The organism is Promicromonospora kroppenstedtii DSM 19349, assembly GCF_000515355.1.
GTDB classification, from domain to species: domain Bacteria; phylum Actinomycetota; class Actinomycetes; order Actinomycetales; family Cellulomonadaceae; genus Promicromonospora; species Promicromonospora kroppenstedtii.
In genome coordinates, this window is sequence record NZ_KI911760.1 from 130,320 (window position 1) to 142,871 (window position 12,552).

The 12,552-nt window shown below is 71.8% G+C and carries 11 protein-coding genes and 1 tRNA gene; 6 read left to right on the plus strand and 6 right to left on the minus strand.

Annotation, left to right across the window (positions count from 1 at the left end):
- Positions 1 to 1,171 (plus strand): M15 family metallopeptidase (locus tag PROKR_RS37945; protein ID WP_281171766.1); only part of this gene is annotated, 1,171 nt, incomplete at its 5' end.
- Positions 1,172 to 1,232: 61 nt separating this feature from the next.
- Complete coding sequence (locus PROKR_RS27880) at positions 1,233 to 1,874, plus strand: hypothetical protein (RefSeq protein WP_036970377.1); 642 nt, start codon at positions 1,233 to 1,235, stop codon at positions 1,872 to 1,874.
- A gap of 54 nt (positions 1,875 to 1,928) precedes the next feature.
- Here the strand turns inward: PROKR_RS27880 and lysA are convergent, their stop codons facing one another.
- From lysA to PROKR_RS27900, 4 genes are all read right to left on the minus strand, one after another.
- Positions 1,929 to 3,290, minus strand: coding sequence for a diaminopimelate decarboxylase (lysA, locus tag PROKR_RS27885; protein WP_036970380.1), 1,362 nt, complete (start codon positions 3,288 to 3,290; stop codon positions 1,929 to 1,931).
- Positions 3,287 to 4,948 carry an arginine--tRNA ligase gene (gene argS / locus PROKR_RS27890; protein WP_036970383.1) on the minus strand — a complete coding sequence of 554 codons (1,662 nt, stop codon included), beginning with the start codon at positions 4,946 to 4,948 and terminating at the stop codon, positions 3,287 to 3,289. The genes lysA and argS overlap by 4 nt, the downstream gene beginning before the upstream one ends.
- A 110-nt stretch (positions 4,949 to 5,058) precedes the next feature.
- Positions 5,059 to 6,597 (minus strand): hypothetical protein, encoded by a 1,539-nt coding sequence (locus tag PROKR_RS27895; protein WP_036970386.1) that lies wholly within the window; start codon positions 6,595 to 6,597, stop codon positions 5,059 to 5,061.
- The gene (locus PROKR_RS27900) at positions 6,597 to 7,172 is read right to left on the minus strand and encodes a SigE family RNA polymerase sigma factor (protein WP_036970760.1); all 576 of its coding nucleotides are present in this window, start codon (positions 7,170 to 7,172) and stop codon (positions 6,597 to 6,599) included. Before PROKR_RS27900 ends, PROKR_RS27895 begins: the two co-directional genes overlap by 1 nt.
- 259 nt (positions 7,173 to 7,431) lie before the next feature.
- Between PROKR_RS27900 and PROKR_RS27905 the strand changes: the two genes are divergently transcribed.
- Positions 7,432 to 7,507 (plus strand) — tRNA-Arg (locus PROKR_RS27905).
- A gap of 127 nt (positions 7,508 to 7,634) precedes the next feature.
- Here PROKR_RS27905 and PROKR_RS27910 read toward each other — a convergent pair.
- The gene (locus PROKR_RS27910) at positions 7,635 to 8,471 is read right to left on the minus strand and encodes an SDR family NAD(P)-dependent oxidoreductase (protein WP_036970389.1); all 837 of its coding nucleotides are present in this window, start codon (positions 8,469 to 8,471) and stop codon (positions 7,635 to 7,637) included.
- Between the two features lie 53 nt (positions 8,472 to 8,524).
- Positions 8,525 to 9,976: an MFS transporter gene (locus tag PROKR_RS27915; protein WP_051433445.1), complete on the minus strand. Its 1,452-nt coding sequence runs from the start codon at positions 9,974 to 9,976 to the stop codon at positions 8,525 to 8,527.
- A gap of 105 nt (positions 9,977 to 10,081) precedes the next feature.
- Between PROKR_RS27915 and PROKR_RS27920 the strand changes: the two genes are divergently transcribed.
- The 3 genes from PROKR_RS27920 to PROKR_RS27930 all read left to right on the plus strand — a co-directional run.
- On the plus strand, positions 10,082 to 10,648 hold the full coding sequence (locus tag PROKR_RS27920) for a TetR/AcrR family transcriptional regulator (protein ID WP_036970391.1): 567 nt from the start codon (positions 10,082 to 10,084) through the stop codon (positions 10,646 to 10,648).
- A gap of 259 nt (positions 10,649 to 10,907) precedes the next feature.
- Positions 10,908 to 11,978 (plus strand): TerC/Alx family metal homeostasis membrane protein, encoded by a 1,071-nt coding sequence (locus PROKR_RS27925; protein WP_425414953.1) that lies wholly within the window; start codon positions 10,908 to 10,910, stop codon positions 11,976 to 11,978.
- Positions 11,979 to 12,117: 139 nt separating this feature from the next.
- Positions 12,118 to 12,552: TSUP family transporter (locus tag PROKR_RS27930; RefSeq protein ID WP_157602826.1), on the plus strand; the 435-nt coding region annotated here is incomplete at its 3' end.

Below are 12,552 nucleotides of genomic sequence, written 5' to 3' on the forward strand. Positions count from 1 at the left end.
GGGCGAGCCGCGCACGCCCGCGCCGTCCGAACCGATCGGCGCCACGCAGGTCTCCCGGACCGTCAGCGGCGGCACCCACGGGAGCCCTGCCCCGGACTGGGGCACGCCGGACGACCTCCCGGCCGCGAAGGTCGCGCCCGACGAGGTCGGCGAGCACGTCACCTTCGACGAGGTGGCCGTCGCGGCGATGCGGCTCGCGAACATGCTCGACCCGTCCTCGCCCACCGCGCTCATCGAGACGCTGCCGGACACCGGGACCTCCCTGCGTCGGAACCTGCTGGACACCGTGGCGGCCTACGGCGACTCCACCGCCGGATACGCCAACGGCCGCATCCCCGCCGACGTGCTGTGCGCGCTGCCCTTCGCACCGGGGCACCTGCTGCGCTGCGACGCCGCCGAGCGCCTGACGGCGCTGAGCGCCCGGTTCGAGAAGGAGTTCGGCCACCCGATCCCGCTCACGGACTCCTACCGGTCCTTCGAGATGCAGGTGGCGGTCCGGGGCGCCAAGCCGCACCTGGCCGCGATCCCCGGCACGTCCAACCACGGCTGGGGCCTCGCGGTCGACCTCGGCAACCCGATCGCCGGCGGCGCCTCCGACGAGTACGTCTGGCTGCGGCTGCACGCGCCCGACTATGGCTGGGACAACCCCTCCTGGGCACAGCTCGGCGGCGCCAAGCCCGAGCCCTGGCACTTCGAGTTCTTCGCGGCGGGCTCGATCCCCAACCGGGCCATCGACCCGTCCGACGTCGGCTCGTGGACGACGGTGGCGAGCACCGACCCCGCGTCCCCGGGAGTCCGGTCTGCCGGGGGCTCGGGTGACAGAGAGCAGTCCCCGTCCGACGGCGGGCCGGGGTCCGGCTACGGCGGCTCCGGCACGGGCGGCTCCGGCACAGGCGGTGGAGCCGACGCGGGGTCTCGCCCCGGCGGCGGCTCCTCGGTGGGCTCCGGCGGCAAGACCCCAGCCGCACCCGAGAAGCCGGCGCCTGCCGAGCCGACGGAACCGCCCGCACAGGCGGAACCGGACGCCCCGGCCGAGACCGGCCTGGTCGAAGGTGTCGTGGGCGGCACGCTCGACCTGGTGGGCAGCACCGTCGACGGCGTGGTCGGCGGGGTCGTCGGCGGCCTGCTCGGCGGCAAGAGCACGGGTGGCAGCGAGAACCCGACCGGGTGAACTTTGCGTAGCAGTTCCGTTGTGGCGGTTTTGGGTGCTTTTAGCCGGATACGGTGCCCGCATGTCCGACGACGAGGGCGCCCGCCGCGCCCCAGAACCCATTCCGACCCCTGAGCCAGCTCCGGCTCTGGTCGCACCGAACGGCGCGGTTGCCGACGCCGACACCGGACCGGCGTCGCCCACCCGCTCGGCCCCGCAGACCCCTTCGGCCCTCGTGGCGTTCCTCAAGGAGCACGCCGTCACCCTCGTGCTGATCGTGCTGCTGATCGCCGCCGTGGTGTGGGGCGCGCTCGGCGTCGTCTCGACCAACGAGTGGAAGACGCGCGCCGCGGGCTTCGCGTCGGACCTGGCGAGCGCGAGGCAGACCATCGCCGATGCCCACGCGACGATCGACGACCTGGAGATCGCCAAGGAGCGCGCCGAGACCACCGCGACGGCGTGCGTCGGCGCGATCGACGACGCGGACGCGATGCTGGAGGTGTCGGCCAAGATGGACGACAAGACGGTCGTCTACCTGGAGGGGCTGAACGACTTCATGGCCGCGGTCGCCGCGGGCAACATGTCGACGGCGGAGACCATCGGCGCCGAGATCGACGCCCTGGGCGCGCAGCTCGACGACCTGAGCCAGCAGATCGAGGGGCACATCGACGACTACGAGGACTCCTCAGCCGGCTGCCACGTCGACGCCGCCCAGGACGTCTGACGACAGGGCGGCGGGCGGGCGACCTCGGTCACCTGCCCGCCGCCCTGGTGTCCGTCAGCCCTGGTCGAGGCCCAGCAGGTCGTCCTCGGTCTCGCGGCGGACCAGCACCCGCGAGGCGCCGTCGGAGACCGCGAGCACCGGCGGGCGGGGCAGCATGTTGTAGTTGGACGCCATCGAGCGCCCGTAGGCGCCGGTCGCGGCGACGGCGAGCAGGTCGCCCGCGCGCACGTCCGCCGGGAGCTGCACCTCGTGCACCACGATGTCGCCCGACTCGCAGTGCTTGCCCACCACGCGCGCCAGCACCGTCTCGGCCGCGGACGAGCGGCCCACGATCTCGGCGTGGTACGCCGCCCCGTACAGAGCGGGGCGGATGTTGTCGCTCATACCGCCGTCGACCGACACGTAGGTGCGCGTGAAGTCGGCGCCGCCGTCCGCCGAGACGGTGACGGGCTTGACCGTGCCGACCGTGTACAGCGTGAGGCCCGCGGGCCCGACGATCGCCCGGCCGGGCTCGATCGAGAACCGCGGCAGGCTCGTGCCGAGCTCCTGGCACACGCCGGACACCGACTGCGCGATGTCCTTGGCCACCCGCTCGGGGTCGAGCGCGACGTCGCCGGGCAGGTAGGCGATGCCGTAGCCGCCGCCGAGGTCGACCTCGTCGACGAGCACGCCCGACCGCTCGGACAGGTCGGCCCGTAGGCGCAGCACCACGCGCGCGGCGGCCTCGAACCCGTCCGGGTCGAGGATCTGCGAGCCGATGTGCGAGTGGATGCCGAGCAGCCTGAGCTCGGGGTGCTCGAGCACCTCCAGCAGCGCGGCCATCGCGGGGCTCTCCGCCCCGTCCGCCGCGTTGACCGACAGCCCGAACTTCTGGTCCTCGTGGGCCGTGGCGATGTACTCGTGCCCACCGGCGTGCACGCCCGTGGTCACGCGGACCATCACCGGGGCCACGACGCCGCGCTCCCCCGCGAGGCGCGCGACCCGCTCGATCTCGACCAGCGAGTCCACGATGATGCGGCCCACCCCGGCGTCCAGGGCGCGCAGGATCTCGGCGTCGGACTTGTTGTTGCCGTGCAGGCCGATCTCGGCGCCAGGCACCTCGGCCCGCAGCGCGACGGCGAGCTCGCCGCTCGAGGCCGTGTCCACGCGCAGCCCCTCCTCGCGCGCCCACCGCGCGACGGCCACGGTGAGCAGCGCCTTACCGGCGTAGTACACGTCCACGCCCGCGCCGACGGCGCCGAAGGCGGCCTCGAACGCCGTGCGGTAGGCGCGGGCACGCATCCGGAAGTCGGCCTCGTCCAGCACGTAGGCCGGCGTCCCGTGCTCCGCCACGAGGTCGCGGACGTCGACGCCCGCGACGGCCAGCGCGCCGTCGGGCAGCCGGCCGGCGCCCGTGGACCAGGGCGCGCCGGTCACATCCGCTCCGGGGCGCTCACGCCCAGCAGGTCGAGGCCGTTGGCCAGGACCGTGCGGACGGCGTCGTTCAGCCACAGACGGGCCCGGTGGGCGTCCGTGACCTCCTCGTCGGGGTACGGCGTGACGCGCAGCTTCTCGTCGTCGTTGTACCAGGAGTGGAAGTCGCCGGCGAGGGCCTCCAGGTAGCGGGCCACGCGGTGCGGCTCGCGCAGCTCGGCGGCCTGCGCCACGATCCGCGGGAACTCGGTCAGCCGCCCGATCAGCGCACCCTCCGAGGCGTGCGAGAGCTGCGCCGGGTCGAACCCGTCGGCACGGGCCACGCCGCGCTCGACGGCCTTGGTGCCGATCTGCACCGTGCGGCTGTGCGCGTACTGCACGTAGAAGACCGGGTTGTCGTTGGTCTGCTTGAGCATGTCCTCGCCCTGCAGCTCCAGCGGCGTGTCCGCGGGGTAGCGCGCGAGCGAGTAACGGACGGCGTCGCTGCCGATCCAGTCGACGAGGTCGCGCAGCTCGATGATGTTGCCGGCGCGCTTGGACAGCTTGGCGCCGCCGACGTTGACGAGCTGGCCGATCAGCACCTCGATGTTGGTCTCCGGGTCGTCCCCGGCGCAGGCGGCGATGGCCTTGAGGCGGTTGATGTAGCCGTGGTGGTCGGCGCCGAGCAGGTAGATCTTGCCCGGGAAACCGCGGTCCTTCTTGGACAGGTAGTACGCGGCGTCGGCGGCGAAGTAGGTGGGCTCGCCGTTCGCCCGGATCATCACGCGGTCCTTGTCGTCCGTGAAGTCCGTGGTCCGCAGCCAGACCGCGCCCTCCTGGTCGAACACGTGCCCCTGCTCGCGCAGCCGGGCCACGGCCTTCTCGACGGCGCCCGAGCTGTGCAGGTCGCGCTCGGAGAACCAGACGTCGAAGTGCACGCCGAAGTTCTCGAGCACCTCGCGGATCTCGGCGAGCTGGTGCGCGTAGCCCGACTCCCGGGCGACCGCGACGGCCTCGTCGTGCGGCAGCTCCGGCAGCTCGGGGTGGTCCGCCAGGACCTTGGTCGCGAGCTCCTTGACGTACTCGCCGCGGTAGCCGCCCTCGGGCACCTCGCCGTCGGTGGCGCGCGCCAGCACGGACTCCCCGAAGCGGTCCATCTGGGCGCCCGCGTCGTTGATGTAGTACTCGGCGGTCACGTCGGCGCCTGCCGCGCGCAGGATGCGCGCCAGCGAGTCGCCCAGTGCGGCCCAGCGGGTGTGCCCGATGTGCAGCGGACCGGTCGGGTTGGCGCTGATGTACTCCAGGTTGATCACCTGGCCGGCCAGGGCCTCGCCCCGGCCGTACGCGGCACCGGCCTCGACGATGGTGCGTGCGAGCTCGCCCGCGGCGGCGGCGTCGAGCGTGATGTTCAGGAAGCCCGGTCCGGCGACGCCGACCGACTTGATGCCCGGCGTCGCGCCGAGCCGGGCCGCGAGGTCCTCCGCGAGCGCCCGCGGCGTGGTGCCTGCCTTCTTCGCGAGCTGGAGGGCGACGTTCGTGGCCCAGTCCCCGTGCTCTCGCTGCCTCGGTCGCTCCACGTGGACCGACGCCGGGACGGCGTCGGCGGGCAGGGCGAGCGTGCCGTCGGCGACGGCCGCTGCGAGGGCAGCGCTGAGTGCTTCTGAGAGCTCCGTGGGGGTCACGGATCGATTCTATCGGCCGGGCCGGATCCCCTGTCTCGTTGTCCACAGGCACCGGACGGCGGTGGCGCGCCCCACGTCAGGGGCCCGCCACCGCCGTCCGGCAACGACCTTCAGTCCGTGACCACCTCGAGCGTGCCGAGCATCTGCCAGAACCGGTCGTCGGAACCCGGAGGACCGTCGTAGCCCAGCTGCACGAACCGTCCGTCAGGGAGCTCCACCTCGACCCGGGCGTTGAACGCCGCGGCCTCCTCCTCCCCGTAGGCGGTGTAGTCGGTCATCCGCACGGTTGCCTGCTCCGCCCCGGGCACGTCGATCCGGTACCCACCGACGGGGATGTCGCCGTTGCCGAGGATGCCCGCCTCCTCGACCGAGACGCCCACCCCCTCGTACTCGTCACCCGGGGCCTCCCGGACGAGCTCGCCGTCCTCGCCCAGGCTGGTCCAGTCCGCGGGCACCCGCAGACGCACGTCCGGCAGGTCGGAGACGACCACCCAGTCCTCCGGGACCGGCGGGGCGGCGTCCACGAGCGCCCGGCCGTCCGGCAGGTCCTCGTAGGACGGCAGGTCCTCGGCCTCGGCCGTGAACTCCAGGCTTCCGGCGATCGTGCTCACGACCCGGTCGCCGTCCGCCCCTTCGGGGACGTACACGTCGATCGTGTACGTGCGACCCTCCGCCCGGCGGACCTCGATGAAGGCGTGCAACGTCCCGTCCTGCGGGTCCAGCTCGGCGCCGGCCCGATCGGCCCCCGGGGGCAGGGCCATCTCGTACGTGTGGCCGAACTCGTCGTCCGGGACGAGCGAGGCCCCGGACGTGGTCACCTGCAGGCGGAGCTCACCGTCGGCGTCGTCCATGGAGACGGTCGGCCAGTTGCCCTCCCTGGCCGCGGACAGGTCGTCCTCCACCCAGTCCCCCGGGATCGCGAAGCTCAGGCCCTGGTGCTCCTGGACCGCCCAGTCCGCGGGGTGCTCCTCGATGACGTCGAGCGCGGGCCCCTGTATGTCAAGGTCCGCCTCGGTCGCGTCGGGATCGACCCGGACGCCCTCGACGAGTCGCTCGAACAGCGACGCGGACTCCGGCGCGTCGGGCAGGACCACGATGACCTGGACGACTCGTCCGGACTCCAGCTCGACCTCCAGCATGCCCTGCGGGCCTGCGTCCCAGCCCTCTTCCACCAGCAGGTACTGCGCCGACGCCGCGCCCGGCACGTCGATCTCGACCAGGTCGCTGTCGGACTCGGACGGAGAGTCACCCTCGTCGAGCGGCATGACCGTCACCGCCGCCGTCACCTCCGCGGGGTCGAACGGCCCCTCCTGACCGTCCGTACCCCAGGACGGGTAGCCCTCGCCCTGGTCGTAGGCCTCGAAGTCGGACGGCACCGACAGGATCAGACCGCCCCCGGAAACCTCGTGCCACCCGTCCCCGAAGGGCCAGCCGGCCGGCAGCACCTGCTTCCCGGTGGCCATCATGCCGCCGACGGTCACGAGCGCCGCGACCGCGAGCGTCACGACGCCGCCGATCACCCCGCGCCGGGTGCGCTCGTGGCGGATCGCCCGCCGCGCCATCGTCTCGCCGTCGATCCCGGCCACGGGCCCGACCTGGTCCGCGACGTCGTGGATCAGGCTCACCAGAGTGTCGTTCTGCTCCTTCATCACTGCGCCTCCTTCCGCGAGGTGCTGGGTGTGCCGACCTCTGCTCCGAGGACGTCCCGGAGCCGGTCCAGCCCGCGCGAGGCGCCCGACTTCACGGCCCCCACGGAGATCCCCAGGTCCTCGGCCGTCTGCTTCTCCGTCCGGTCCAGCAGGTAACGCAGGACGACGACGCGCCGCTGCGCGGCGGGAAGCTGTCGCAGCGCCCGCACCAGCTCGTCGCGGTCGACGACGTGCTGCGTGCCGTCCGGCGTCGCCCCCGGCCGCAGGTCCGTGGGCGACACCAGGACGTCCTTCCGGGTGCGCCGCCAGCTGTCGATCCTGGCCGTGGCGATGATCTTGCGGGCGTAGGCGAACGGGTCGCCGTCGCCCACCCTGCCCCAGGCCCGGTAGGTCCGTTCCAGGGCGAGCTGCACCAGGTCGGCCGCCCGGTGCGTGTCGCCGCACAGCAGGTAGGCGATCCTGGACAGCTCGGGCGAGCGGTCCCTGGCGAACGCCGTGAACCGCTCCGCGGCCGTACCCGTGGTCACCACCCGGGCACGGGCGTCGTCGAGGACAGCCGCGTCATCACTCACCATGTCCACCACCCTGGTCGTCAACTGCGTACCTGTCCGTACGCCCCTGAGGTCGAGCTCTTCGCGGAATCACGGCACACAGACGCGTCGGGCCGGCGGAAGGTTGCCAAGCGCGGGGCACCGATCGCAGCGCGTTTCCGCGTCGCACGGTGTCACGCCGCGCGACGCCGCGGGTCACAGGCCTGGATGCACGCGCGGGGCCGCTTACCTGGTAGTCTCACTTCGGCCGTTAAGGGAGCAACGCATCCCAGCCAGCGGCCTCGCGCCTGTAGCTCAGTGGATAGAGCGTCTGCCTCCGGAGCAGAAGGTCGGGGGTTCGAATCCCTTCAGGCGCACCACCCGGAAAAGGGCCCCTCACCAGGCATCACGCCAGATGAGGGGCCCTTTCGCCGTCCAGAGCCTGGTGGTGTTCCCCACCACAGATCAGGGTCCGGCGTACTCGTTCGTCGCCGGCGGCCGAACCGCTCAGACCGGATAGTCGACGCCCCCAGCCGTCCCCGCATTGGCGGCTACGTCCTCCCGGAGCCGCTCGACGGCGCGCGTGACGTTCGCCAGTGCGTCGCTGCCGAGGATCAGACGACGCCGTGGGCGCGCCGCCGTGACCTCGGCATAGACGGCCGCGGCGGACGCCGTCGCGTCCCCGGGGAACAGGAGAGTGGCCGCGTCCGGCAGGGCCACCGCGTCCAGGAACGGACGGACGGCAGGCTCGTAGTCCGCGATCCGTGCGCCCGACGCCCTGGTGCGGCCGATGATCCCGGTGCGGATCGAACCAGGCTCGACCAGCAGCGTGGTGATGCCGAGGTGGGCCACCTCGCCCGCCAGTGCGTCGGTGATGCCCTCCAGCGCGAACTTGCTCGCCGAGTAGTAGCCGTTCACCGGGAGGCTGGCGATCCCGTCCATCGAGGAGATGTTGACGATGGTGCCGGCCCGCTGGTCGCGAAGGGTCGGCAGGACCGCACGCATCATGCCCACGGCCCCGAAGAAGTTGACCTCGAACACCGCGCGGTAGTCGGACTCGTCCTGCTCCTCGACCGCTCCGATGAAGTCGATGCCCGCGTTGTTGACGAGCACGTCGATCCGCCCGAACCGCTGCCGGGCCGCCTCGACCAGCCGCGCGCGGGCATCGGCGTCGGTGATGTCGGCGGTGACCGGGAGCAGGCTCTCCGGGTAGCGCTCGGCCAGGTCGCTCAAGGGGCCGACGTCGAGCGCGGCGGCCGCGACGTCGTGCCCCTCGGCGAGGACGTGTTCGGCGAGCAGACGGCCGAGTCCGGTTGCCGCTCCGGTGATGATCCACGTGGACATGGTGGTTCCTTTCGATGGGTTCGAGACAGGTGGTCGGACGAGTCGCTGGCGGCTCAGACGGCCGACGGCGCAGTGCTCAGCAGAGCCGCTCGCCGCCGAGAGCGGCGGTTCGCGACCAGGATCACGACGGCGACGACGACGGCACCCACGTAGAAGAGCGTGGAGACCTGGAACACCGCGGCGTATCCCTCGGCCTGGACCGCCGGGGCGGGATCCGTCCCGTGACCGACGGCCGAGGCGAAGATGACGGTCAGGATCGCGAGCCCGATCGAGCCGCCGATCTGGTGGGCCGTGTTGACGAGGCCCGAGGCCGCACCGGCGTCGGACTGCCCGACGTCGGCCATGCCGAGCTCGGTGAACAGGATGATCGCGATGCCCTGACCCACGCCGAGCACGAGCAGCGGGAGCACGATCTGCGGGAAGTAAGGGGTGGTCGCGTCGAGCCGGCTCATCCAGGCCATGCCGACGGTCGCGAGCACCAGGGAGGCGACGAGCAGGGTCGACTTGTTCATCCGCGCGCCGAGGAATCGGACGACGTACACCATCGCGAAGAACATCGCGGTGATCGGGATGTACGCGAAGCCGGTCTCCAGCGGGCTGAGGCCCAGCACGTTCTGCAGGTACTGCGACAGGAAGTAGAACATCGAGAACATCGCGCCGACGATGAGGACGCGACCGACATACGCTCCGGACCGCTGCACGCTGGCGAACAGCCGCAGCGGGACGATCGGCTGGGCCGCCCGGCGCTCGACCAGCACGAAGGCGACCACGAGGACCACGGCCGCGACGAGCGGGACGATCGTGAGCGGGCTGGACCAACCGGCCTCGGCCGCCTCGACCAGGCCGTAGACCAGTGCGGACATGCCGAGGGTGATGGTGAGCGCACCGGGCACGTCGATCCGGCCGGACTGCCGCCCGCCCTCGGGCAGCACACGAGGCGCAAGTGCGACGACGAGCGCGCCGATCGGCACGTTGATGAGCAGGCCCCAGCGCCACGACCAGAACTGGGTGAAGACCCCGCCGACGATGATGCCCACGCTCGCGCCGGCGCCGATCACGGCGCTGTAGACCGCGATGGCACGGGCGCGTTCCTCGGGGGCCGGGAAGCTGGAGACCAGGAGCGCGAGCGTGGCCGGGATCGCGAAGGCCGAGGCCAGGCCCTGCACCGCGCGGGCCGCGATCAGCAGCTCTGCCGTCTGCGCGACGCCGGCGAGGAGCGACGCGAGGGTGAACACGACGACGCCGGCGACGAACACGCGGCGACGGCCGAACAGGTCGCCGGCGCGAGCGCCGAGGAGCAGCAGGCCGCCGAACACGAGGACGTAGCTGTTCTGGATCCACGAGAGCCCCGAGTCGGTGAATCCGAGCTCCTGCTGGATGTGCGGCAGCGCCGTGGTCACGATCGAGGCGTCGAGCGTCATCATGAGCTGGCACCCGAGGATGACGGCCAGGACGACGCCCCTGCGGTCTGCGCCCGGACGGGCCGGGCTGGATGAGGCGGACATGAGAGCTGCTCTCCGATCTGGAAGTAACTAACGAGTTTGTTACCTCCAGTGAAGCACGATGTGGCGACGCTTGCAACTAACTAGTTATTAACTAGGATGGGTGGCATGGTCAGAGACTCCGACGCGACCCGCGCCCGCATCCTCGACGCGGCGGAGGCCGAGTTCGCCGCGTACGGCATCGCAGGCGCACGGGTCGACCGCATCGCCGAGAACGCCCCCGCGAACAAGGCGCTCATCTACAAGCACTTCGGCAGCAAGGACGAGCTGTTCGACACCGTCTTCGCGCAGCGGGTGCTCGCGTTCGTGGACAAGGTCGACTTCGACGCGACCGACCTGCCCGCCTACGCGGGCCGTGGGTTCGACCTCTACGAGGCGAACCCGACCACGCTGCGGCTCACCACCTGGTACCAGCTGGAACGCCCTCAAGGGCAGCTCGAGGCGATCAAGGCATCCAACACCGCGAAGCTGAAGGCGATCAAGGAGGCCCAGGACGCCGGCCGGCTGACGAGTGCCTACGCACCCCTGGAGCTGCTCACCGAGGTTCGAGCGCTCATGATGAGCTGGCACCTGCACACGCCGGAGCTCGCGATGGTCCGGCAGCCGGCCCGAGCCCGCAGGCGCGAGGTCGTCGTCGAGAGCGTGCGCCGTCTCGTCCAGGGCGACCACCGCTGAAGCGGGGCCAGGGCCCCACCGGTCGCACGTCACGCCCCGAGCAGAGACCGTAGGCAGACGCGGGACCCATACCGTAGACTCCCTGCCGCGGGGGGAGTACTTCCCAACACCGTCCCGGTCATTACGGCACTGCTACCAGTGCCTCGGGCGGCGGCCTTGCCCAGCAAGGCGAAGGAGACCTCGGAGCCGACCTATCTTTGGAGACTCCTTGCTCGCCCAGCTGACGAGTTCTGCTGCCCCTGCCTCCGCGCTGACGACCGTGGCCACACCCATGATGTGGGCCCTGACGATCCTCGCCGTGATCGTCCTGATCGTCGTCGACTTCCTCATCACCCGGCGCCCCCACGAGGTCTCGATGCGTGAGGCCCTGGGCTGGAGCGCCTTCTACATCGCCCTCCCGCTCGCGTTCGGCGGCTGGATCTGGGCCACCTTCGGCTCGTCGATCGGCGTGCAGTACCTGACCGGGTACCTCGTCGAGAAGTCGCTGTCCGTGGACAACCTCTTCGTGTTCATGCTGCTGCTCAGCGCCTTCGCGGTGCCCGCGGCCCTGCAGCAGCGCGTCCTTCTGCTCGGCATCGTCGGCGCACTGGTGCTCCGCGGCGTCTTCATCGCCGTCGGCGCCGCCGTCCTCGCCAACCTGAGCTGGGCCTTCCTGCTGTTCGGGGCGATCCTGCTGGCCACGGCGGTCAAGATCCTCCGCGACCAGATCAAGGGCGACGACCACGCGATCGAGGTCTCCGAGCTGCGTTCGGTGAAGCTGATCCGCCGCTTCATGCCCGTCACGGACGACTACCGCGGCCCCGCGCTGTCGGTCCGCGAGGGCGGCAAGCGGATGCTCACCCCCCTGGCGGTCGTGGTCGTAGCGATCTTCGCCGCCGACGTCGTCTTCGCGGTGGACTCCGTCCCCGCCGTCTACGGCATCACCAGCGACCCGTACCTCGTGTTCGCGACCAACGCCTTCGCCCTGCTCGGCCTGCGCGCCCTGTACTTCGTGCTGCAGACCGCCCTGAGCAAGCTGGTGCACCTGGGCTACGGCCTCGCGACGATCCTCGCCTTCATCGGCGTGAAGCTCGTGCTGCACTGGGCCCACGGCATCTGGGCCGGCGTGCCCGAGATCCCGACCGTCGCCTCGCTGGGCGTGATCATCGCCGTCCTCGTGATCGTCACCTTCACCAGCCTCCATGCGACCCGCAACGACGACGACGGCGAGGCCACCCAGCACGCCGGCACGGGCGACGCGTCGGGCACCCCGGCCGTCGAGGCGTCGGACGGCGAGAAGTCCGACCAGGACCGCGACGGGTCGAGCGCGTCCCGCCCCGGAGCACACTGACCCGCTCCACCCCCGGTACGTGTCAGCCGTGCAGGTCACCAGCGTGACCTGCACGGCTGACACGTGTGCAAGGGGCTGGACAGCCCGGACGGGCAGGATCGGCAGACCGGCGTCGTTGCGCCGTAGAGTCCTCCCCGCTATGGACGCATCGGCCCTCACGCTCACCGTCGTCGTCGGCGGCACGATCGCCGCCCTGCTCATGGGCCTGTCCAAGACGGGCCTGCCTCCGCTGGGCGCGCTCGGCGCGGCGATCATCGCCTCGGTGCTCCCGCCGGTCCAGGCGGCCGGCGTCGCCCTGCCGCTGCTCATCGTGGGCGACCTGGTCGCCGTCAGCACCTACGGCAGGGACGTCCGCTGGCGCATCCTGCGCGGCCTGCTGCCCAGCGTGACGGTCGGGCTGCTGGTCGGATTCGCGGCACTGAGCTGGGCCCCGCCCGACGTCAGCGCCCGGATCGTCGGCGCACTGCTCCTGCTCGCGGGGCTCGGCGACCTGGTCCGGCAGCTCACCGCGCGGCGCGCCCGACGTCGTCCCCCGCGCCCGGCGGACGCCGAGACCACACCCGCGGGCGCGACG